Source organism: Larkinella humicola, assembly GCF_008727875.1.
Taxonomy (GTDB): Bacteria; Bacteroidota; Bacteroidia; order Cytophagales; family Spirosomataceae; genus Larkinella; species Larkinella humicola.
This window is the reverse complement of sequence record NZ_VTWS01000001.1, coordinates 1,595,130-1,618,737: the sequence shown is the minus strand read 5'-3', so window position 1 is coordinate 1,618,737 and position 23,608 is coordinate 1,595,130. Positions and strand designations below refer to the sequence as shown.

General features: G+C 52.4%; 12 protein-coding genes. 4 read left to right on the top strand and 8 right to left on the bottom strand.

The annotated features are described in order from the left end of the window. Positions 1-82: 82 nt before the first annotated feature. Positions 83-1,621 carry an aldehyde dehydrogenase family protein gene (locus F0P93_RS06890; protein ID WP_150875593.1) on the bottom strand — a complete coding sequence of 513 codons (1,539 nt, stop codon included), beginning with the start codon at positions 1,619-1,621 and terminating at the stop codon, positions 83-85. 226 nt (positions 1,622-1,847) lie between these two features. Between F0P93_RS06890 and F0P93_RS06885 the strand changes: the two genes are divergently transcribed. Beyond that, entirely contained in the window at positions 1,848-2,777 is a 930-nt protein-coding gene (locus tag F0P93_RS06885; protein ID WP_150875592.1) for an AraC family transcriptional regulator, read from the top strand. A 6-nt stretch (positions 2,778-2,783) separates the two neighbouring features. Here F0P93_RS06885 and F0P93_RS06880 read toward each other — a convergent pair whose 3' ends face one another. The 6 genes from F0P93_RS06880 to F0P93_RS06855 form a co-directional block, all read right to left on the bottom strand. After that, positions 2,784-3,218 (bottom strand): DoxX family protein, encoded by a 435-nt coding sequence (locus F0P93_RS06880; RefSeq protein ID WP_150875591.1) that lies wholly within the window; start codon positions 3,216-3,218, stop codon positions 2,784-2,786. 161 nt (positions 3,219-3,379) lie between these two features. Then, entirely contained in the window at positions 3,380-5,536 is a 2,157-nt protein-coding gene (locus F0P93_RS06875) for a tetratricopeptide repeat protein (RefSeq protein ID WP_150875590.1), read from the bottom strand. Positions 5,537-5,834: 298 nt separating this feature from the next. Continuing rightward, positions 5,835-8,528 (bottom strand): MGH1-like glycoside hydrolase domain-containing protein, encoded by a 2,694-nt coding sequence (locus tag F0P93_RS06870; protein ID WP_225309389.1) that lies wholly within the window; start codon positions 8,526-8,528, stop codon positions 5,835-5,837. A gap of 376 nt (positions 8,529-8,904) precedes the next feature. Beyond that, the gene (locus F0P93_RS06865; protein WP_374756768.1) at positions 8,905-10,224 is read right to left on the bottom strand and encodes a RagB/SusD family nutrient uptake outer membrane protein; all 1,320 of its coding nucleotides are present in this window, start codon (positions 10,222-10,224) and stop codon (positions 8,905-8,907) included. A 57-nt stretch (positions 10,225-10,281) separates the two neighbouring features. Next, a complete protein-coding gene (locus F0P93_RS06860; RefSeq protein ID WP_150875588.1) occupies positions 10,282-13,443 on the bottom strand; it encodes a SusC/RagA family TonB-linked outer membrane protein in 3,162 nt (1,053 codons plus the stop codon). Between the two features lie 125 nt (positions 13,444-13,568). After that, positions 13,569-17,075 (bottom strand): methylmalonyl-CoA mutase family protein, encoded by a 3,507-nt coding sequence (locus F0P93_RS06855; RefSeq protein WP_150875587.1) that lies wholly within the window; start codon positions 17,073-17,075, stop codon positions 13,569-13,571. Positions 17,076-17,162: 87 nt separating this feature from the next. Here F0P93_RS06855 and F0P93_RS06850 point away from each other — a divergent pair, with 87 nt between their 5' ends. Next, positions 17,163-20,408, top strand: coding sequence for a cyclic nucleotide-binding domain-containing protein (locus F0P93_RS06850; protein ID WP_150875586.1), 3,246 nt, complete (start codon positions 17,163-17,165; stop codon positions 20,406-20,408). Here F0P93_RS06850 and F0P93_RS06845 read toward each other — a convergent pair. After that, positions 20,389-20,982: an HD domain-containing protein gene (locus F0P93_RS06845; RefSeq protein WP_150875585.1), complete on the bottom strand. Its 594-nt coding sequence runs from the start codon at positions 20,980-20,982 to the stop codon at positions 20,389-20,391. The genes F0P93_RS06850 and F0P93_RS06845 overlap by 20 nt on opposite strands. A gap of 212 nt (positions 20,983-21,194) precedes the next feature. Here F0P93_RS06845 and F0P93_RS06840 point away from each other — a divergent pair, with 212 nt between their 5' ends. Both F0P93_RS06840 and F0P93_RS06835 read left to right on the top strand, forming a co-directional pair. Next, positions 21,195-22,931: a hydroxysqualene dehydroxylase gene (locus F0P93_RS06840; protein WP_150875584.1), complete on the top strand. Its 1,737-nt coding sequence runs from the start codon at positions 21,195-21,197 to the stop codon at positions 22,929-22,931. Further along, positions 22,928-23,608 carry a DUF6989 domain-containing protein gene (locus tag F0P93_RS06835; RefSeq protein WP_150875583.1) on the top strand — a complete coding sequence of 227 codons (681 nt, stop codon included), beginning with the start codon at positions 22,928-22,930 and terminating at the stop codon, positions 23,606-23,608. Before F0P93_RS06840 ends, F0P93_RS06835 begins: the two co-directional genes overlap by 4 nt.

Genomic DNA, 23,608 nt, shown 5'->3' with positions numbered 1-23,608 from the left:
GGTTAAAAATGGCTGGATGGTTTAATTGGTTGACAACCATCAATTAACCATTTAAACCATCCAGCCATTTAACCGTCATTGATTAAAAGAACCCCAGTTTATTCTTGCTGTATGAAATCAGCAGGTTTTTCGACTGGCGGTAGTGGTTGAGCATCGAGAGGTGGTTTTCCCGACCGAAACCCGACTTCTTGTATCCACCAAACGACGCGTGTGCCGGGTAGTTGTGGTAACAGTTCACCCACACCCGTCCGGCCTGAATGGCCCGGGGGACCTGATACAGCTCATGCGCGTCGCGGGTCCAGACACCGGCTCCCAAACCGTACAGCGTGTCGTTGGCCATTTCGATGGCTTCATCGACGGTTTTGTATGTCGTGGCCGAAACCACCGGACCGAAGATTTCTTCCTGGAAAATCCGCATTTTGTTGTTGCCCCGGAAAATTGTCGGCTCGATGTAGTACCCGTTTTCCAGGCCATTGTTCAGCCTCGCCGGTCCACCACCGGTCATAATTTCAGCGCCTTCCTGCTTGCCAATGTCGATGTACGACAGGATTTTCTCGTACTGATCGTTGGAAGCCTGTGCGCCCATCATCGTGGTTGTATCGAGCGGATGCCCCAGTTTGATGGCTTTGGTGCGTTCGATTACCCGCTCCATGAAGCGGTCGAAAACGCTTTCATGAACCAGCAGACGCGACGGGCAGGTACAGATTTCGCCCTGATTGAGCGCAAACATGACGGCCCCTTCGATGCACTTGTCAAAAAAGGCATCGTCGGCATCCATGATCGACGGCAAGAAGATGTTCGGCGATTTACCGCCCAGTTCCATCGTAACCGGAATCAGGTTTTCCGACGCATACTGCATAATCAGACGGCCGGTGGTGGTTTCGCCCGTAAAAGCCACTTTGGCGACGCGCTTCGATTGTGCCAGCGGTTTGCCCGCTTCCGGGCCAAAACCGTTGATAATGTTGATGACGCCCGGAGGAACGACGTTTTCGATCAGCTCCATCAATACCAGAATCGAAGTCGGTGTTTGTTCGGCGGGTTTCAACACCACGCAGCAACCGGCCGCCAGAGCGGGGGCAAGTTTCCAGGTGGCCATCAGCAGCGGGAAGTTCCAGGGAATGATCTGGGCTACCACGCCAATCGGCTCTTTGATAATCATCGAAACCGTATCGGCATCGAGTTCTGAAACCGATCCTTCTTCGGCCCGGATGACACCGGCAAAATAGCGGAAGTGATCGACCACCAGGGGCAGATCGGCCGCCATTGTTTCGCGGACGGCTTTCCCGTTTTCGACGGTTTCAACACGTGCCAGGAATTCGAGATTTTTTTCAATGATGTCAGCAATTTTGAGCATAATGTTGCTGCGTTCAGTGGCCGACGTGCGCGACCAGGTCGCAAACGCTTTATGAGCCGCATCCACCGCCAGTTCGACATCGGCGGCTTTGGAACGGGGCATTCTCGAAATCAGGCTATCGTCGATGGGGGAGTTATTCTCAAAATATTCACCGCCAACGGGAGGGACCCATTTCCCGCCAATAAAGTTTTCATACTGATTCTTGAACTGAGGTCGTTCCAGTTGGGTAGCCGGGCGGGTGGCTACGGGTGCTTCTAAGGTTTCCATGGATTAAAGAATACGTTAAACTGCTTTTCGGAATTTGAATTGTGACAAATTTTGCCGAAATCGTACTAAAATTTTTTCGCTATTCTCTCAAAAACTTACGGTATTGTCTCTTTCTCTTTTCCCCATCAACCGATTTGAAAACCGCTTTTTTTGCGTACAGAATACGGTTTTTGGGGGATCCGGAAAATTGATATTGGAATGGTAAACGGAATAGAACCAGTAGCTTATGACATCGGGAAAAAAGTCATTGCAGAATTCGGAAGCGTCGCCGGCCTGGGGTGGTCGACTGGACGCACTGGTGGAAAACAAGCTAACCCTGAGCCACGAGGTGGCGGAACTTCATCTGTACGAAACGTTTCAGCGAGCGCAATTGGTCGAGCTTGAATTTGGTGCGCCGGTGCTGACCAGCATGCTGAGCGGCAAGAAGGTCATGCACATCGACGATCTGAAACCATTCGATTATTTGCCCGGTGAATCACTGGTGTTACCGGCCAACAAGCCGATGAAGATTGACTTTCCGGAAGCGACCGTCCAAACGCCCACCCGCTGCATTGCGCTCACGATTTCGGGCGAGTTTATCCAGCAAACCGTGAATTACCTGAACGAAGAATATCCGCGCAGCGAACCCAGTGAACTCTGGGAGGTGGATACCAACAACTATCACCTGCAGAACAACTTCGAAATCAGTTCATTAATTGATAAAATCATCCGGTTGTACCGGGAAAATAATGTCCTGAAACCGTTCTTTATCCACAATTCGCTGGAAGAACTGATTGTACGGCTGATGCAAACCCAGGCCCGGCGGGTGCTGGTCGATCAGGCGCGGAAGTACATGAGTTCGCACCGGCTGGCGTTTGTCGTGGAATACATTCGCAACAACCTGACGAAGGCGTTGGCGATCGACGAGTTATCGAATCAGGCCTGTTTGTCCAAGTCCCACTTTTTCAGGCTGTTTAAAAACGAACTTGGCATGTCGCCGATTCAATTTATTCTCCAGGAACGCATTCGGCTGGCGAAACAGATTTTGAGCAATCCCGCCAAGTCGATTACGGATGCCTGTTATGAATCGGGATTCAATAGCCTGACGCATTTTAGTAATGCCTTTCGAACCGTTGAGCGCATCAGCCCCCGCCAGTATAAACAGCAACTTGCCTAGGCGGTTTTAGTGATCGTGCCGGCTCATCCAGTCGTCCATCGAAAACTTGCCCGAACCAACGACCAGGAACATAATCATCAGAAACAGAACGACAATCGATAACCAGAGTTCGGAATTGAGAGCCGAGAAACCCTTGCTGATGTTGATGAAAAATACGGCACCCACCAGAATGGGTAACTGAGCCAGCACGGCCAGGCGCGTCAACATCCCGAAGGCGATCAGCAAACCACCCACCAGATGGGCAAAGGCAACGTAGTGAACCAGAATGACCGGCGTCAGGCCGAAGCGGCTTCCGCCAACGAGCGAAGAAAGGTACGTGGTGTCTCCAATAAAACTAACTCCTTTCAGGAACAGGATAATTCCCAGCATAATGCGAAGAGCGTCAATCCAGGCAGGGTGATGCGTATCGCCCCAGTGTTCAACTCGTTGTAACACATTCATGACATCGCTTTTTTGGTATAACTACCCTAAGTTAGTCATTTTTATTAGACAAAAGCAAGGATTTATTGAGCGATTTGAACATTGAGTGAATGCGTGATTGAGTGATAAAGGGTGATCTTCGATCTTTTCACTCAATCGCTCAATCACGCATTCACTCCATGTTAGATAATCTTCGGACACTTCGTGCTGCCTGCCAGCCGGGATCGGCGCGGTTTAGGCATACGTTTGCTGGCCACCCGGGTTGTTTGCGGGGCGACGGTTTTGGAAGGATTCGCGATGATTTCCATCGTCACCAGGTCGTCCAGCGGCCGGTAGTCCGGGGGGATAGGCGTGTCAGTTTGGATCGGAAAATAGTGATCGCCGGGGAATTCGTAGCGTTCAAAGTCGTAATCGTAGAGGTAAATATTGATGTAACCGTCTTTGCTGTATTTTGAACTAATTGAATTGGTTGGCATCAGATTCTGAGCCTGAAGAATATCGGGACGGCGCGCCAGCGAATCTTTAAAATACTCCTTGTAAACCTTATACCGGTTAAACTGGTACACCATGCTGGCCGAATCGATGGTCAGGGCAATGTTCAGGTAATGCAGCCCATATTCCCCTCTTTTGTTGCGGGCATACAGAACGCCGAGGTTGTTGATAGCGCTTTTGTCCAGATGACCCAGGTAACTTTGAACCGCCTTGTCGTAGTCTTCCGTATTCTTGTATACGTTTCCTAAATTATTGAAGTACGTTTTGTGGGTCGAGTCGAGGTCGCGTGATCGCTCGTAATCGCGGATGGATCGGTAATAATACTGTTTGGCGTTGTGAAAATCCCGCTCTTTTTCGTGTTTGAGGGCCAGATACGAGCGGACAATACCCCGGTTATTGTACAGAAATGCCTTGTGATGCCCCCGGTTGATGACGCTGTCGAGCACGGCCTCCGCCTGTTCAATCCGGTCTTTCTCCAGCAAAGAAATCGATAAACCGTTTAAGGCATTCAAACTCTGACGGTTATAGTGCAAAGCCCAGGAAAAGTTGTCGTAGGCTTCCTCCATGTTTCCCGATTTCAGGTACATGTTTCCTTTGTTGGTGAGCATCTTGTCGTTCTGCGGAGACAGGCGAATGGCTTTTTCCAGGTAGGCTAGTGTGTAGCGGAAGCTGTCTTTCTTGCGGTAGACTTCACTGGCACCGGCATAGGCCGCCGGATGGTCTTTGTTCAACCGCATGGCCACGTTGAGGTTGACCAGGGCGGTATCCAGTTGATTGAGTTCCAGGTGCGTAAGGCCACGGCTCAGGAAGCAATCGGCGAGGTCTTTGTCTTTCTGATCGAACAAATCAGGCGATTGCAGAAAATGCTCCATGGCCTCTTCGTGCAGGCCCTGCCGGTGGCTGATAACCCCCAGACCCAGGTGAATGTGCTGATTTTCGGGTGCCAGGGCCAAAGCCGTTTCAAACTCGATGCGGGCCGAGCGGTAATCGCGAATGCTGGCCAAGGCATTGCCCAGACCGGTTCGGGCCTCCACCCATTGCGGGCGAAACTGAACCGCCCGGCGGTATTCGGCCACGGCTTTCGCAAATTCTTTCTGACCATACAAGGCATTCGCCAGACCGAAGCGGGCCGGTGCCTGGTAGGTCCGGTCGTTGGTGAGCAGATAGTCGTTGAATTTTTCGGCAGCTTCTTCGTATTCTTTCAGGCCCAGGAGCGCATTGCCCAGCCGAACCGGCAACATCATGGAGAGTTCCGGCGCTTTCTCCACCGATTCATAGGCATGCAGGGCTTCGCGGAATTTTCCCAGACCCAACAGGGCATCGCCTTTCACCATGCGATACATGGGCTCTCCGGGTCGCATCCGAACCGCATCCGAAGCGGCCCGGCTGGCTTCCTCGAACTGACCGGCGTGGAGGTGGGCAACGGCCCGATTGAAGGCTACTTTGTCGGCTCCCTTTCCGCCGGGGGTGCTTTCAAGCAGGGCCAGGCCCACTTTTACATCACCACTCATGCAGAAAAAGACGCCCTGATTGGCCTGGGCGTGCGCAAAGTTGGGGATCTGCTGCAACAGGCTGCTGGCTTCTTCATACCGTTTCAGGCGGCTCAGGATGATCGCCTGGTTGTAGAGCAGGGTGTCGGAAGGGCGACCCGCCGAAGCGCGTTGCAGAAGCTGGAGCGCTCCGCTGTAATTCTTGTTTCGGGCCAGTTTGATGGCAGTATTGTTGAGCCGGGGAACGGAATCGTTGTCTGATTTTAAGTCAGACGGTATTCTTAACGCATACCCGGTTATCGGTTGAAAAACGACAAAACACAACAACAGAATCACAGGGTACAACAACCGCGGCATCAGAGAAATAGTTAGGACGGGCTGGTGAAGATACAGTTTTTGGTTAAAGGAGCCAAAGAAAGTGAGTTGCCGGTCTGCTTTTGTGAGTATATGGGCGAATAAACTGGGTTGGAAGACGTTTAAGTAAACTAATCAATTAGCTGAATTTCGGGGCAGTTTGAAGCCAGTAACCCCAATTAATACAAATTGAAATTGTGTTTATATGTACGTATTAAATTGTAATCAAAAAGGAAAGACCGGCAGATATACCATCCGCTATTAAACGAAAAAGCCGGTTCAATGCCGGCTTATTCGTTTGCTACAACACTTTGGCATGAACCGGTTCTTTCTGAAGCCGGTGTTGATACAGAAATTCGATCAGATCTGCCACGAGCCCGGTCCAGCCGGTTTGGTGGTTGGCGCCGAGGCCGCTGCCGTTGTCGCCGTGAAAATATTCAAAAAACAGGTGCATGTCCTTGAAATACGGATCATCCTGGTATTTTTTGTAGCCATTGTAAGCCGGTATTTTGCCGGTTTCGTCGCGCCGGAAAATGTTGACCAGACGTTCGGCCACCAGCACCGTCGCTTCCTTGATGCTCATGACCTGACCGGAATTGGTCGGGTACTCGATCTCGAAATCGTCGCCGTAGTAGTTGTAGAACTTCAGCAGGGAGTCGATCAGCAGGTAATTGACCGGGAACCAGATCGGGCCCCGCCAGTTGGAATTACCGCCGAACAGGCTCGTTTCCGATTCGTTCGGAACGTATTTTACGGAGAAAATCTCGCCGTTCAGGTTGAACTCATACGGTTTTTCTCCGTGGTATTTCGACAACGCCCGGATGCCATAATCAGACAAGAACTCGGTTTCATCGAACATCCGTTTGAGCAGCATTTTCATTCGGTGACCCCGAAGCAGCGAAAGCAGGTGGGTAGCGCCCTTGCCCGGTTCGTGCCAGCGCGAAATCATCGATGCCAGATCCGGGCGGTTGGTTAGAACCCACTCGACCCGTCGTTTGAAATCCGGCAGTTTTTCCAGCAAGTCATCATCCAGAATTTCGACGGCAAAGAGCGGAATCAGGCCCACCATCGAGCGGATTTTCAACAGCATACTGGCGTTATCGGGCGTGTGCAGCACATCATAGTAGAACTGATCGTCTTCGTCCCACAGGCTGATGCCCTGTCCGCCCAGGTTTTTCATGGCAGCCGCAATGTGCAGGAAGTGCTCGAAAAACTTGGACGCCATGTCCTGGTACGTCGGCCGGGTCAGCGCAATTTCGCAGGCAATCCGCAGCATGTTCAGCGTATACATGGCCATCCAGCCCGTTCCGTCGGCCTGTTCGATGTGGCCACCCATCGGCAAAGGCTGGCTGCGGTCGAACACCCCAATGTTGTCGAGGCCAAGGAAGCCGCCCCCGAACACGCTGTTGCCGCTGACGTCTTTCCGGTTTACCCACCACGTAAAGTTGAGCAGCAGTTTGTGAAACACGCGTTCCAGAAAGTTGATGTCGCCCTTGCCGTTCATGTCGCGGTCGATCTCGTAGACTTTCCACGTCGCCCAGGCATGAACGGGCGGGTTTACATCACCGAAATTCCACTCATACGCCGGAATTTGCCCGTTGGGGTGCATGTAATACTCCCGCAGGATAACCGCTAGTTGGCGTTTGGCAAAATGCGGATCGAGTCGCGCCAGTGTCAACGTGTGAAAGGCCAGATCCCAGGCGGCAAACCACGGATATTCCCATTTGTCCGGCATCGACAGGATGTTGGCAGTATACATGTGCCGCCAGCCGGAGTTGCGCTGGTAGGCCCGTCCATGAAACGGGGTGGGCATTTTGGGGTCGCCTTTCAGCCACTCGTTCACGTTGTAATAATAGAACTGTTTGTTCCACAACATGCCCGCGTAGGCCTGCCGTTGGATAATTCGCAATTCCGGGTCGGTTACATTGGCTTGCAGTTGATCGTAAAAATCGTCCGCTTCCTGAACCCGTTGGTCAAAAATGGCGTCATAATCAGCAAAAGGCTGGCTTTTGTGGGTATCCTGACTAAACCGCAGCCGAATGGTAACGGACTCGCCGGGCGGAACCGTTCGGACATACCGGGCCGAAGCTTTCGAGCCAATCTGATTCGGATTGACGTATTTTTTATCGCCCGAAATAATGTAATCGTTGACGCCGTCCTTGCAAAACAGCGACTCATTGGGAATACCGTAGAGCCGTTCCGTGTTGGTTTCGTTTTCACAGAACAACAGTTCGTCGGCGTCTTCGCAATACAGTTTATATTTCCCCAGAAGCTTGTGATCGACCGCAATCTGGGTGGTGGCAATGCCGTTCAGAATGGGCTTGTATGCATACTGCTCATAGCCCCAGGACCACGTATTGCGGAACCAGAGCGTGGGCAACATTGTGAGGTTAGCGGCTTTAGTATACCGATTGTGGGCGGTAATTTTGATCAGTATGTCATTTTCGTCGTTTTTGGCGTATTCAATGAAAATGTCGAAGTATTGGTTGGTGTCAAAAATACCGGTATCGACCAGTTCGAATTCGGGTTCCAGGCGGTTTCGCCGACGCGCTTCATCCACCAGCCGGGAATACGGAAATGCCTGCTGAGGGTACTTGTACAGCATTTTCATGTAGGAGTGGGTGGGCGTACTATCCAGGTAGTAGTACATCTCCTTCACATCCTCGCCGTGGTTTCCTTCCGGTCCGGTCAGACCAAAAAGCCGTTCCTTGATGATGCTGTCCGTATGATTCCAGAACGCCAGGGCAAAACAAACGTGGCCTTTGTTGTCGGAAAGCCCACCAATCCCGTCTTCACCCCAGCGATACGCGCGGGAGCGAGCCATGTCGTGCGTAATAAATCCCCAGGCATTGCCGTGGACGCTGTAATCCTCGCGAACCGTGCCCCAGGAGCGTTCTGACAGATAAGGACCCCATTTCTTCCACCCTTTGTTATCGGCGCGGGTATAAATGCGTTCGCGTTCGATGCTGTTTTCCATCTTGAGGTTGTATCCCATTGTGAAGCTTCAAGTACAGTGTTGCGGCAAATTTCCAGGTAAATCAGGTCAACGATGACACTGCCATGAAGTCATTGATCGCCTTAAATTAGTATTCTCATTCAATAATGGTGTCATTGGTAGACCATTATTTTTTAACCCTTTCTCCAAAAAAAACGCATCAACAGGTGATGTTTTATTAATTGCAAGCTAGAGAAAGAGCGGATTGCCAGACAAAAGACGGTGCGGATTTTTGATACATCTACCGAGTCTTTGCATTTTTCGCGCCAACCTCAACCCAATCTGGTAAATGTTCTTTTTCGGTTTCAATGGGTATAAAGCGAGCGGGCGATATCATCAGCTACCGCCCGCTCAAAAAGTTTGGATGATTGGGGTGTCAGTCGGGGTCTTTGGCTGGCGTACTGGTGTTGTTATCCCGCTCGGTTCGGGGATACGGCATAAAGTTGCGGTTGCGTTCGCCGGTCACACTCGGTCCTGAACGGCCAAAGCGACGGCTGTCTTCCAGCCGGAAACCGCTGTAGGCCAACTCGATGGCCCGGTTGCGGTAAATTTCGGTCAGGACATCAGCCGCCTGAACCGGACCCAAATAGGCTGGTAGTGCGGCACCAAGGCCCCAGGCATCGGTGGCTGCCGTTTTCGTCAACACCTTGTTTAGCTCGGCAATGGCCAGAGTCACATTGGTTGGCGAACCGCCGGAACCAATGGAGCGAATCAAGGCTTCGGCCCGGATGAGCAGCATTTCGCCCGGCAGATAAACCGGAAGCGGAGCGTTGTTGGCCGTGGCAAAACCGGTACCCAGGTTCTGCGTTGCGCTGGGCGTTGTCCGAATGTAAAGCGCAATCCGTTTGTCAGCCGGATCAGGCATTAAAACCGTCGGTAAACCCAGTGTTGCATTGGTCGGTTCAATGACGTTCCGGTTGCTGAAGGCGGTTTCAAAAATAGGATTCCGGGTGTTGTCGTCGAACGAGAAAAAAGAGCGTTTCGTCAGATCAACCTTTCCGGCGGCTGCCAGGGCTTTGGTATAATCACCGGCAAACAAACTATACCGCGCGATGAGCGCCTGAAGGGTGTTGGGAATGTCGATGCCCGGAACAATGCCGAGTTTGAATTTGTCAGACAACGGGGTTGAACCCACCAGCGTGGCGGCAGCTTCCAGTTGAGCAATGGCTTCGGCCAGCAACTGGGCGCGGGGAACAAAAGGGGCATTTTCGCCCGCCTTGATGGGAGCCTGCTCGAAAAACTGCGCGAGGGTTCCCAGCGAGAGCGCCTTGAAAATGGCTGCGTAGGCCACAATACCGCTTTTGGTTCCGGCTTCGGCAATTTTATCGGTATTGGCCAGAATGATGTCGGCATTGGAATTGACAATCAGGCAACTGGTCCAGAGCTGGCGTACCACCGAATTCTGATTGGTCACGTTGGCCAAACCCGCTTCGAGCCCAATTTCATCGACGTTCCCTGCATTCAGTACCCGAAATTCCCGGGTGGTTAGTCCCCCGGCGGCAACGGCATTGTAAATCGCGCCCAACCGACCGGCGGTATACCGGGACTGCAGGCCGTTGGCCAGCGCCAGCAGGCCGTCAGGGGAGTTGATCACCTGTTGTTCACTGGCGGCACTGGGGTTCAGGTACTCTTCGCGGCAGGCATTCTGGCTGATCAGGATAATCAGCAGGCAGCATACACTTGTATATTTTTTCAGGATCATGATCGTAAAAAGTTAAAACGATGAAGGGTGATTCCGCATTTTTCTAATGGATTAAAACGTCGCCGAAAGCTGAACCTGGTAGGTACGGGGAATGGGGACGTTGCCGAAATCCAGACCGCGCACCAGATCGGACGTGCCGCCCGCGTTGGTTTCGGGGTCAAAACCGGTGTAGTTGTCCCACGAATAGAGGTTACGACCCACCAGCGAAATGCTGAAATTGCTCATGTTTTTGACCAGTGACGGCAGTTTGTAGCTCAGTGCCAGCTCGCGGAGTTTAACAAACGACCCGTCTTCAATCCGCCAGGCTTCGGTGTTATAGATCGAATAGATGTACCCGCGCGGCAATTCACCTTTCAACTCCTTCTCCGCGTATTCGCCGATTCCGACGCCCTGGCGGGTCCGTTTGTCCGAGTTGTAAACGTCAAAACCCTGCACAGCATCGAGTAAAATCCGCAGCGACAGTTTTTTATACGCCAGACTGCTGGAAAATGAACCCGTCCATTTCGGATTCGGATTCCCGATGACGGCACTCACAGGGGTGCCTTTCGGCTGACCATCCGGGCCGGTATGATCGACCGTGTAATTGACCGACCCCTGGGTTTGAGTGCCGCGTTCAACCTGCGTAAAGCCTTGGGGCGTCAGCAGATACGAACCGTCAGGATTGGTTGCGTACGTGGTTCCGTAAAAAACACCGGCGGGCTGGCCTTTCAACAAATAGATTGAGCCAGCGGCCGTTCCGATGCTAATGACCGGGCTGCCCAGTTCGAGCACTTTGTTGCGGTTGCGGTTGTAAATAAACGTGAAATCCCAAGACCAGTCTTTGGTTTTGATCGGCGTCATGTCCAGCGACAGTTCAACCCCCCGGTTTTCCATCTGTCCGACGTTGTTCACAATGTTGGTACCGCCGTAGGAGGGAGCCAAAACGCGGTTTACAACCAGGTCTGTGATGTCCTGGTAATAGACCGTAGCCGTCAGATTGAGCCGGTTGTTGAGGAACGATAAATCGGCACCACCTTCCACCTCGGACATGCGTTCAGGACGCACGCGCGGATTGGCGAGAATACCGCCCGGAATGATGGTATTTTTTCCGAGAAAAGGCGTTGGTGAGAATTGCCAGAACCGGCTGTAGGAAGCCAACCCCGACAAATTGCCCGATTCGCCGTACGAAGCTCTCAGTTTCAGGCCATTCCAGACGTTGTTGAAGGATACATTTTTCCAGAAATTCAGGTCCGAAACCACGAACGAACCGCTGAATTTGGGATAAATCTGGTTGGTTTCAGTGGGCGAAAATTTTGAGGAACGGTCGCGCCGGACGGCCGCCGTCAGAAAAGCCAGATTCTTGAAACCCAGTGTTACCTGTCCGAAATAGCCGCTCAAATTATACCGGTCGAGGTTGTAAATCGCTCCGACGGTCGTACTGGCCGCGCCACTGACGGTTTCGATGAACGGAGCCAGGTTTTGACCAGCGGCCACTGTGTAGTCGGCCTGGTTGTATTGGTAGTTGAAACCGGCAATCGCGTTCAGCTTGAAATTCTCGTTGAACTGCCGTTCGTACGATACGTTGAAGTCGGAGTTGAGCAAAAGCACCTGGTTGTTGGCCGTGGCCGCATACCCATTCGGATACCGCTCCAGCGGCAAACCGGCCGTCGCTTGGTAAGGGTAAGGCCGGATGTAGTTCTGGCCCACTTGCGAATACGAATCGACACCGAGAATCCAGTCGACGCTTAGTCCTTTTAAGGGTGTGAGGTTCAACTGAAAATCGCCGATGGTGCGGTTGGTGCTCTGGGTCGAACGCATGTCTTCGATGGTCGACAGCGGGTTAACGCGCGACGGTTCCACGGCCAGCAAATTGCCGGCGGCATCGCGTTTGGTGATGTCCCAAATGTTGTTCGTAATGTTCACCGAGTTGATCGGGCTGTAAAACACATTACCGTTGGCCTTTTCGTTCGAAAAACTGTTGCTGTAACTCAAACCGGCGGTCATTTTGGCCCAGTTGGTCAGCCGCTGGTCAAGCCGGGCGCGAAGGTTGTAGCGTTGGAAGTCGGTATTTTTGAGAATGCCCTGGTTGTACAGATACCCAAAGGAAACGTAATACTGCGTGTTTTCACGGCCACCGGATACGGAAATGGAATTGTCGGTTCCCGTACCGGTACGGAATAGTTCATCGAAATAGTCGTAGCGCGTGACGTCTACCAGGTTCGTTGCCAGATTGGCCGCGACGCCATCCCGCACGATCGGGGTGGTCGTGACGCCGGGATTAGCTGCCAGTTGAGCCGCCGATGGGACACCAATGGTGTGGAGCCGTAAATCGGCAAAACCGAACTGCTTGGGATAGGTCGTGATGTACACTTTTTTCCGCAGTTCATTCACGCTGTAACTGGTGGAAAAGCTCACGCGCGGGGCGCCCGTTTGCCCGCGTTTGGTCGTAATGAGCACCACCCCGTTGGCGGCCCGTGACCCGTACTGAGCCGCTGCGGCTGCTCCGTTCAGAACGTTCACCGTGGCAATGTCGGCCGGATTGATATCTGCCAGGCGGTTCTGGCTGGGGTTCGACTGACCAATCTGATTGCCCACGGCCAATTGTGACACATTTGTGCTGGCATTGCTGACAATCACGCCGTCGACTACATAAAGCGGATCGGAGGAGCCGGTCAGGGACTTGATGCCGCGCAAGCGGACGGACATTCCACCCGCCGGATCGCCGGAGTTTTGCGTAATCTGCGCACCGGGAACTTTCCCCTGTAAACTGTTGAGCAGCCCGCCGGAACCGGTTTGCGACAGACTTTCGGCCCGGATGGTGCTGATGGCATTTCCCAGTTCGCGCCGGGAGGTCTCGGTGGTCGAGCCGGTGGCCACCACTTCGTCCAGGTTCATGGCGTCTTCCTTCAGTGACGCATTGGTCGTGATGGTGGGTTGGCTACCCAGTGAAATGGTTTGTTTCACAGGCGTATACCCGATGAAACTGAAATTGAGCGAATACGTCCCGGCAGGCAGCGAAACGCCAAACGTGTAATTCCCATTTTCGTCGGACGCAGAACCGAGTGTGGTTCCGGTAAGTACGACGGTAACGCCGGGCAGACCTTGCCCCGTGGCATCGGTAACGCGACCACTTAGCGTGTAGCGTTGGTTTTGCGCAAAAGCAATGTCTGATAACCACAGCATTGCCAGAATGAGCCCGAAACAATGATAACGGACCGTATCGATCTTTTTCATACAGGTGGGAGAAAGAGGTTAGATTTTGACATAATTTCAACATTCTCCCCAACTTTAACAAAGCCGCCCGATACTATCTTGGATTATAAAAACAAGTCCCTTTCATGATCATACTGTTGCGTTTTCTACATATTCCGGCGGTATTGGCCACCCACTTCATACAAGGCTCGTGACAGTTGTCCCAGTGAGCAAACTTTCGTGGCTTCCATCAGGGCTTCAAAGATATTGCCGTTGGTTAATGCGGTTTGTTGTATTTGTTTCAAAACCGCATTAGCCGCTTCGCGATTCCGTTCCTGAAAGGCTTTCCGGGATTCGATGGCGTAGCGTTTTTCATCGTCGGTCGAGCGGATGACCTCCTGCGGAATGCTGGTGGGCGACCCGTTGGGGTCCAGAAATGTGTTGACGCCAATGATGGGGAGTTTGCCGCTGTGTTTCTGCATTTCATAGACCATCGACTCGTCCTGAATTTTACTGCGCTGGTACATGCGTTCCATCGCACCCAAAACGCCACCGCGCTCGTTCAGACTACGGAATTCATTCAAAACCGCCTGTTCGACCAAATCCGTAAGTTCTTCCATTCCGAAGGAGCCCTGCAAGGGGTTTTCGTGTCGGGAAAGGCCGAACTCCTTGTTGATGATCAACTGAATGGCCATCGCCCGCCGAACACTTTCCTCGGTGGGCGTCGTAATGGCTTCGTCATAGGCGTTGGTGTGCAGGGAATTGCAGTTGTCCGACAACGCGCTCAGGGCCTGCAAGGTAGTGCGGATGTCGTTGAACGCGATTTCCTGTGCGTGCAAACTCCGGCCGGAGGTCTGGATGTGGTATTTCAGCTTTTGCGAACGTTCATTGCCTTTGTATTTGTATTTCATCGCTTTCGCCCAGATTCGCCGGGCCACGCGACCCAGCACGGAGTATTCCGGGTCCATCCCGTTGGAAAAAAAGAACGAGAGGTTGGGGGCAAAATCGTCGATTTTCATGCCCCGGGCGAGGTAATATTCCACAAACGTAAACCCGTTGGAAAGCGTAAAGGCCAACTGCGAGATCGGATTGGCACCCGCTTCGGCAATATGGTAGCCCGAGATGGAGACGGAATAAAAGTTGCGAACCTGCCGGTCGGTGAAATACTGCTGGATGTCGCCCATCATCCGCAGGGCAAATTCCGTCGAAAAAATGCAGGTATTCTGCGCCTGATCTTCTTTCAGAATGTCCGCCTGAACGGTTCCCCGTACCTGCCGCAGCGTATCCGCCTTAATCTTTTCATACACCTCTTTTGGCAGAACCTGATCGCCGGTGGTGCCCAGCAGCATCAATCCCAACCCCGTATTACCGTTTGGTAATTCGCCCTGATAAGCAACTTTACTCCCCAGACCACTGAAGGGGGAGTTTGCTTCGACGGTTTCCATTCCCTCATCAGGGGGCTGGGGGCCGGTTTGGCGCAAATACAACTCGCACTGCTGGTCAATGGCGGCATTCAGAAAAAAACCGAGCAGCATGGGGGCCGGGCCGTTGATGGTCATCGAAACCGAGGTGGCCGGGTCGCAGAGGTTAAAACCGCTGTAGAGCTTTTTGGCGTCGTCCAGGGTGCAGATGTTGACGCCGGAGTTGCCGATTTTGCCATAAATGTCAGGGCGGTAATCCGGGTCTTCGCCGTAAAGAGTGACCGAATCAAACGCGGTGGAAAGCCGTTTGGCGGGCATGCCTTTCGAGACGTAATGAAACCGTCGGTTGGTGCGCTCCGGGCCGCCCTCGCCTGCAAACATCCGCGCGGGATCTTCGCCTTCGCGCTTCAGGGGAAACACCCCGGCGGCATAGGGAAACTCGCCCGGCACATTTTCGGTCAGCAGCCAATGCAGAATATCACCCCAGTCTTCGTAGGTCGGCAAACTGATTTTCGGAATTCGTAAACCGGACAGGGAAGTTGAAAACAGGCTCTGGTGAATCGTTTTGTCCCGAACCTGATACTGGTAGGTATCCGCCCGGTATTTCTGCTTCAGGGCCGGCCAGTCTTCCAGAAGTCGCCGGCAATCGTGGTGAAGGCGGTTTTCTAAGTCGGCATAAAGGGCTTGGAGGTCTGGCGTAACCCTGTCGTCTGAAACCCTGTCAGCGGTCGAAGACCCTGACAGCGGTTGAATTGAATTTGTATCACCCAAACCGCTGTCAGGGTCTTCGACCGCTGACAGGGTTTTCAAGACCCCGTCGATTTGATACATCTTCCGGGCAATAACCACCTGCTCCTTCACAAAGGCATCATACTGGTCACTGGTTTCGACAATTTCGGCCAGGTAGCGAACCCGTTCTGCCGGAATGATGGCCGAGGCTGTCGCCGAGGATTGAGTAAGAAGCACCTGATTCAGAAAATGAGTCCCGGTTTTTTGCTGAACCAGTTGCATCAGTTTCGAGAACAGCGCGTTCATGCCTGCGTCGTTAAACTGGGATGCAATCGTTCCGAATATGGGAAGTTCATCGTCCGGGAGTTCCCAGATCCCGGGATTGGTGACTGCGTGATTTCGGCGGTATTGTTTGCGAACATCCCGCATCGCGTCCAACGACCCCCGTTTGTCGAACTTATTGATGGCGATGACGTCGGCAAAATCAAGCATGTCGATTTTTTCCAGTTGCGTGGCGGCACCGTATTCTGCCGTCATGACGTATAAACTGACGTCCGAATGCTCGGTGATTTCGGTATCTGACTGCCCGATGCCGGAGGTTTCAATGATGATCAGGTCGAAGCGGGCCTGTTGGCAGATCTCGATCGCATCCCGAACGTGTTTACTGAGCGCCAGATTGGCCTGACGGGTCGCCAGAGAGCGCATATACACCCGACCGGCTGCCAGGTCGGGGTGGATGGCATTCATGCGGATGCGGTCGCCCAGCAAGGCACCCCCGGTTTTGCGTTTCGAAGGATCGACGGAAATAATGGCGATGGTTTTGTCGGGATTCGTCAGTAAAAAACGCCGAACGAGTTCATCGACCAGGGACGATTTGCCCGCGCCACCGGTTCCGGTGATCCCCAAAACCGGGATAGAACCGCGGTCGGTTTGTTGAAACGACTGGTCGATTTTTTCGTACGACTCCGGTTCATTTTCCGCCACCGAAATCAATTCTCCGATCAGATTCACATCTTTGGTCTGGGCGAGCGAAGCCAGTTGTCCGTTCAGTTTCGCCAGGTGATCGGCTGTTCCGGTCGGGTGGTCACAGTGTTCCAGCAAGTCGTTGATCATGCCCTGCAACCCCATCGTACGCCCATCATCCGGCGAATAAAGCCGGGTTACGCCATACTGGTGCAGCTCGTCTATTTCGGCGGGTAAAATCGTGCCACCGCCACCGCCAAATACCTTGATATGAGCCGCTTTTCGTTCCCGAAGTAAATCAATCATATACTTAAAGAATTCGACATGTCCACCCTGGTACGACGTAACAGCAATGCCCTGCACATCCTCCTGAATGGCGCAGTCGACAATCTCAGCCACCGACCGGTTGTGGCCCAGGTGAATCACTTCGGCACCGGATGCCTGCATGATCCGGCGCATGATATTGATGGCAGCATCGTGGCCGTCGAACAAAGAAGCTGCCGTAACGATGCGAATGGGGTGCCGGGGCTGGTATGGTTTATTGGTTTGTTGTGATACCATGATCAAATTGCAAATTGTCGTGTAAAAGTAGGCAGAATGGCGGAAAAGCAGTATTATTGATTATCATTAGCAAGTTTAAAAACCGGCATGTCGCCAGCACAAAAGTTCTACCGTTCGATTGGTGTACGCCATCATGAAGTTCGAACAGTCTGGTTATTTTTCTTACATAACTTCTTTCTCGGCATTGGGACGATCCTGGTCTACGTTTCGGCTAACGTCATTTTGCTCGAAAACCACCCCGAAACCAGTCTGCCCATCGCCTACATCGGTTCCGCGATTGCGATGATGATCGTGGGGAAATTGTACGCACATTACGAGCATCTTCTGGCCCTTCGAACGCTGGCCGTCCGGGTTTTGTGGGCGGTTATTATCCTGACGTTCATCATCGATGTGCTGGTTCTGGCGGGGCATTCCGTGTGGTCGTCCATTGCCATCATGGTTGGTTTCCGGATGATCTATCTCCTCACGAATCTGGAGTTCTGGGGTGTTTCGGCGGTGGTGTTCGATGTCCGGCAAAGCAAGCGGTTGTTCAGCGTCATCAGTTCGGGTGATATGCCCGCCAAGGCGATGGGGGCCATTCTGGCTGCCCTGGTTCACGCGCACACCGACATGTTTTTCCTGCTGATTGTGGCTTTCGGTTCCTTTCTGGCGGCCATCTACATCCTGCGGCTTACCTATTATTCCCACGATATTCACGCAACGCACGGTTCTTCGCGCGTTCGGCAACCCAACCAGTCGCTCATAGTCGAGCATTTGTTTGGCAACAGCCGTCTGATCACCTCCATGTGTCTGAGTCTGGTGGCGGTGGCGACGGTTGCCGCCAGCGTGGAATACGCATTTTTCATCAACGTCAAATACAAAATCCATTCAACCACCTCGCTGCTTCAGTACTTGAGTAAAGTCCTGGCGCTGACCTACTTGATCGCCATGGTCGTGAAGGTGATCATCTCAGGACAGGCACTCGACCGACTGGGGATCCGGCGTTCGCTGCAGTTGCTCCCGATCACGGCCTTGATTGGCGTGATCGTTTTCTGGATTGTCTGGGTGCTGGAGGTCAGCGAGCCGACCTGGCTGTTGTACTACTGTGCGCTCTATCTGACGTTCGAGGTTATGCGCCGTTCGCTGTTCGATCCGGTTTTTCTGGTGCTTTTCCAGCCCCTGACGACCCAGCAACGGCTCCATGGTCATACGCTCGTCAAAGGGTATTACGAACCGCTCGGGATGGCCCTGGCCGGGGTCATGATTTACGCGTTTCATGCGTATCCGGAGCTGAACGAGTGGGTGCTGTTTGTCTGGATGGGCATCGGAACGCTGGTGGCTTTCCTGCTGCTCCGTCGAACGTATCAAAACTACCTGAATGAATTAAAGTCGGCTTTGAGTCGGCGGTTTCTGGAAACGAACGAACTGGCCGCGCCCGAAGAAGTGTTGAATCTGGTGTTGACGAACCTGGAAAGCGCGCGGGTTGAGGAGGTTATCAACGCCATAAACTGGCTCAAAACGCACCATCCGGAAAAACTGTCGGACGCATCGGCCACACTGCTTACGCATGCCGAATTGCCGGTTCGCCGGTTTGCGCTGGAATCGTTTATCGATTTGAAATTTCCCGTAGACGCTCCGCTCGTTTCCCGTCTGGCCATTCAGGATCCCGAACCGGCGATCCGGGCGTTGGCCAGTCGGTTATACACAGGATTGCCAAAAGCCGATGCGAAAGCGGTAGCGGATTTGCTGCACCACCCGGAACTAACGACCCGCAAAGGCGCCATTCTGGGGAGTTGGAAAAACCGCCCGCATACCAAGTCAGCTACCGAAAGTTTGGATCAGTTGAGTACATCGAACGATCCATCCGACCGAATGGCGGTTCTGGAGGTCATCCGGGAGCTTCAACTACAACAACGCAGCGACCTGGTTACAACCTCCCTAAAAAGTAGCGATTCTGCCGTCGTGAATGCAGCCATCCGAACGGCGGGGGTCATGCAAAATGCCACTTTGACCCGCCAACTTGTCAACTTGTTATCCGATAAACTCTACTGGCGAACCGCGGCCCGGAGCCTGAGCGACATGCAAACGGCGGCTGTTCCGTTTCTGGAAGAAGCTGTTCTGGCGTCATCCGATACGTTGCTGATTCGCCGGATTGCGTCGGTTTGTGCAAAAATCAAAGTTCCTGAAAGCCATCACGTGTTGACTACCCTCGTCGGCAAACCCGACTTGACGGTTCGGATGGCGGCTCTGCGGGCGTTGAGTCATTTAGAAAGCGTCGCTACCAAATCGGAAATTTACTACCCGGTTTTGCAGGAAGAATTGAAACTGGCGCAACGGTTGCTCCACGGCAGTCTCCATAAAAATGACAAAGAACTGCTGGCTTGTCTCGATTATGAAATCGGATTACTCTTGCAGCGGGTTTTCTTTCTGCTCATGCAACTGTATGACCGTGACGTAATTGCCAGCGTTCGGACGGGAATCGACCATGCCTCGCGTGAACGTCGCGCGAATGCGCTGGAGATGCTCGACAACCTGATTCCCCGGGTGGTGTACCAGTGTTTACAGGCTTTGCTCGACGATGTACCGGTGGCCGAAAAAGTCCGCCTGGTCGATGCCCAACTGGAGCCTTTTCATGCGCAGGAGCCTTTATTAACGTACATTCTGCATCAGGGCGAAACGATGTTTTCGGCCTGGACGATCAGTGTGGCCCTGCGCCGGTGGACTTCCCGCTCGTTGGCAAACACCCGTTTGTTAGGCCAGTATTTACACCATCCCATTCAGCTTCTGAGTGAAAGCGCCGATGGCGTTTTGCAGGTAGTGAAGGAACATCATCCCGAATGGTACCAGCGATTGCTGGCCGATCATCCTACGATAGCTAGTCAACACATGAAATCAACGGAAGCCCACATTTCTGATTTTGAGCGGGTTATTGTTTTGAAGAATACCCGACTATTTGCTGATACGCCCGAAAATATCCTGAGCACGATTGCTCCGATCATGAAAGAAGTCACGTACCAGGATGGTCAGACCATTTTTCAGAAGGGCGAAATCGGGAATTGTATGTTCGTGATTTATTCGGGAACGGTCGATATTTTTGACCGCCAGCAGCGGTTGGCACAATTCGGAAGGGGCGATGTGTTCGGCGAACTGGCCCTGCTCGACACTGAACCGCGATCAGCCTCGGCCATTGTGGCCTCCGATGTGCTGCTGTTCCGCATCGACCACGAAGATTTTTACGACCTGATGGAAGAACGGGAGGAAGTACTGCGGAACATGATGCGAATTCTGTGTCAACGAATCCGGTTGCAAAACGAGAAAATCCAAACCATGTCGGTCATACCGAATAATGGCTGACAATTTCTTTCAGACTGTTCAGCCGTTCCTGCTTGTTGAGCTGTCGTAAAGCTGTTGCGGTTTTGGTCCAGTAGTGGTGGCTTTCCAGAAAACTGACCTGAATTCGGTTCCAGGCGGCTTCGTCGCGAATAAAATTCCGCTCTTTCAATTCTTCAAAAAGCGAGCTGGCAATCGGGTCAAAGTCCGCCCGACCCAGGTAATCCAGATCGGCATCACACAGGATCTCTTCGAACAGATTTTGAGGAGTTTGCGGTATTTTGGTTGCCATGATCATTCCGCAAATCTGCTCGATTTGCTCGGCAGGATACCCAAACTGAGGCAGCGTTTCGCGGGCATAGCGGCACCCTTCAGCCTCGTGGCCCTGGTAGGTGGTGATAAAACCGCAGTCATGGTAGAGCGCGGCTGTTCGCAACAGCGTCAGCGATTCAGTGTCGGTAACATCCTCTGCCTGTGCCAGTTTGGAAACCGCATCAACCACATCCAGGGTATGGTGTAGGCCGTGGTAATAGAGAGTGGGCGAAAGATCGCGCTTTAATTTAGCAAGGATAAACTCCTCAGCTTTCCGCAGATTCATCGAATACAGGCTAATAACGGGTGATTAATCAAACGTACTACAAATAGTTACGGTTGTCAACATCTGTCTGAATATTCATTACAAGTGACTATTAGTAGGCAAACGGTAATATTTTAATTATCTTATTGCGGAGGACCTATTTTAAGTATAAATTGGTTTTTTTCCAATTTATATACTACCCGGTTTCCCTAAACCCAAATTATTGCAAAGCTATGAGTCCAAAGGTAGTTATTCTCGGCGGAGGAGTAGCCGGTATGAGTGCGGCCCATGAATTGATTGAACGGGGATTTGCCGTTGAAGTATATGAAAAGAAACCCGATTACGTAGGCGGTAAGGCCCGCAGCGTGAATGTTCCCGGCAGTGCCAGCGGGGGGCGTCTGCCGCTCCCCGGCGAACATGGTTTCCGGTTTTTCCCCGGATTCTACCGGCACATCACCGACACCATGAAGCGGATTCCCTTTTTAAATCCGAAAACCGGGAAAGCCAACAAGCGGGGGGTGTTTGATAACCTGGTGCAGAGCAATAAAATGATGATGGCCCGGTTCGATCAGGCGCCCATCATCGCCTTGAGCAAATTTCCAACCTCGCTCGCCGATCTGGAAGTGATCTATGATGACATTTTCAAAACCCACACGGGGCTGAAACCGGGTGAGTCGAAGTTGATGGCGCACAAGCTCTGGCAACTCATGACGAGTTGCAAGACCCGCCGGCTTGACGATTATGAAAGCATCGGCTGGTGGGAGTTTACGGAAGCCGACGACCACAGTGATGCCTACAAAGCCCTGTTTGTGAATGGCTTGACCCGAACGCTGGTGGCTGCGAAAGCCCGAAAAGCCAGTACGAAAACCGGGGGCGATATTCTGATTCAACTCGTGTTCGATTTGCTGAATCCGGAAATTCAGGTCGACCGCGTACTCAACGGCCCGACCAATGACGTCTGGCTCAATCCGTGGTATGATTACCTCGTGAAAAGAGGGGTATACTACGAAAAAGGGCAGGAAACCGTTGAATTTCTCTGCGACAAAAAGACCATTACGGGCGTCGTTGTCGAGGATGCGGATGGCAACCGGAAAACCGTTCAGGGCGATTACTACATTTCGGCGATGCCAGTCGAAGCGATGGCTCCGCTCATCAACGAGAACATGTTGTACAAAGATGCCTGTCTGGAAAATATCAGTACGTTGGCCAATAATGTAGACTGGATGAACGGGATTCAGTTTTACTTGTCCGATCAGGTAGACATCATTGACGGCCATATTATCTGCGTCGATACGCCCTGGGCGCTGACTGCGATTTCCCAGCTCCAGTTCTGGGGTGATTTCGAGGTCAGCGGATATGGTGATGGTACGGTTAAAACCGTTTTGTCGGTCGATGTTTCGGACTGGGAAACCCCGGGGATTTTGTACGGCAAATCCGCTCAGCAATGCACTTTCTCCGAAATTAAAGACGAAGTGTGGGCCCAGTTGAAGCGAAGTTTCAACGTCGAGGGGAAGATTCTCCTGCATGATGAGAGTTTAGTGACGTATTACATTGATTCCGATATTGTTGAAAAAAATGGCGTTACCTTCCAGAATACAGAAAAACTGTTGGTGAATTTAACCAACACCTGGGATTTACGCCCCAATTCGTACACCGAAATTCCCAATCTGTTTCTGGCCTCCGATTATGTAAAGACGTTTACAGATCTGGCTTCGATGGAAGGCGCCAACGAAGCCGCCCGCCGGGCCGTCAACAACATCATCAAGCGCTCCGGTTCAAATGCACCGCTGTGTACACTCTGGGATTTGCACGAACCCTTCCTGTTGTTACCCTTCCGGTGGTTCGATAAAATCCGGTATCGGAAAGGATTGAACTGGCATTCCGATGTGCCCAAAACCGTGCAGACGGTGGCTTCGGCAAACGCTTTTTTTCAAAAAATGAAAGTCGTGGTCAAACGACCTTTTCTATGATTTCGCTACCGGTTACCCGACATCACCAACGCATCCGAACCTACTTCATTCTGCTAACGCTGGGCCTGGTACTGGGCATCGGCATTGTCAGCGACCGCTATCGACTGGGTTGGCAGTCGGCGGCCTGGCTGGCCTACGGTACGTACACGGTTCTGGTTGCGTTTGCCTGGCTGTATCACGATGTATTTCTGAAAAAACTACTACTCTTCGGGCTGATTGGTGGAGTCGGTGAGTTACTGGCGGATTGGTGGCTGGTCGATGCAACGGGAACATTGATTTATCCGAATGATGAACCCATGCTCATCCGATCACCGCTGTACATGCCGTTTGCCTGGGCCGTGATTCTGGTTCAGATCGGTTATTTGGGCTGGTTGGTCAGTACCTGGAAGCCGCTGTGGGTGGCGGTTTTGGCCGCAGCCTTGCTGGGTTTGTCGATCATTCCGCTCATGGAACACTGGGCCAAAGACGCAGGATGGTGGTATTACGTTCATTGTCAGATGATTGGAAGTGCGCCGTTATACATCATCGTGGGAGAAGGAGTCATCTGTACGTTGTTGCCGGTTTTTTTCCGGCGAATCAATAACCAGTCGGGCTGGTCTGATGCCACCGGCTTGGGGCTTGCTCAGGGTGCCTGGATCTGGCTGGCCTACGTAATTTGTTATTACTTGTTTCGGTAA

Coding starts and splice junctions, on each gene's coding strand:
- F0P93_RS06890 (WP_150875593.1), bottom strand. CDS start 1,621: ATGGAAACCTTAGAAGCACCCGTAGCCACCCGCCCGGCTACCCAACTG.
- F0P93_RS06885 (WP_150875592.1), top strand. CDS start 1,848: ATGACATCGGGAAAAAAGTCATTGCAGAATTCGGAAGCGTCGCCGGCC.
- F0P93_RS06880 (WP_150875591.1), bottom strand. CDS start 3,218: ATGAATGTGTTACAACGAGTTGAACACTGGGGCGATACGCATCACCCT.
- F0P93_RS06875 (WP_150875590.1), bottom strand. CDS start 5,536: ATGCCGCGGTTGTTGTACCCTGTGATTCTGTTGTTGTGTTTTGTCGTT.
- F0P93_RS06870 (WP_225309389.1), bottom strand. CDS start 8,528: ATGGGATACAACCTCAAGATGGAAAACAGCATCGAACGCGAACGCATT.
- F0P93_RS06860 (WP_150875588.1), bottom strand. CDS start 13,443: ATGAAAAAGATCGATACGGTCCGTTATCATTGTTTCGGGCTCATTCTG.
- F0P93_RS06855 (WP_150875587.1), bottom strand. CDS start 17,075: ATGGTATCACAACAAACCAATAAACCATACCAGCCCCGGCACCCCATT.
- F0P93_RS06850 (WP_150875586.1), top strand. CDS start 17,163: ATGTCGCCAGCACAAAAGTTCTACCGTTCGATTGGTGTACGCCATCAT.
- F0P93_RS06845 (WP_150875585.1), bottom strand. CDS start 20,982: ATGAATCTGCGGAAAGCTGAGGAGTTTATCCTTGCTAAATTAAAGCGC.
- F0P93_RS06840 (WP_150875584.1), top strand. CDS start 21,195: ATGAGTCCAAAGGTAGTTATTCTCGGCGGAGGAGTAGCCGGTATGAGT.
- F0P93_RS06835 (WP_150875583.1), top strand. CDS start 22,928: ATGATTTCGCTACCGGTTACCCGACATCACCAACGCATCCGAACCTAC.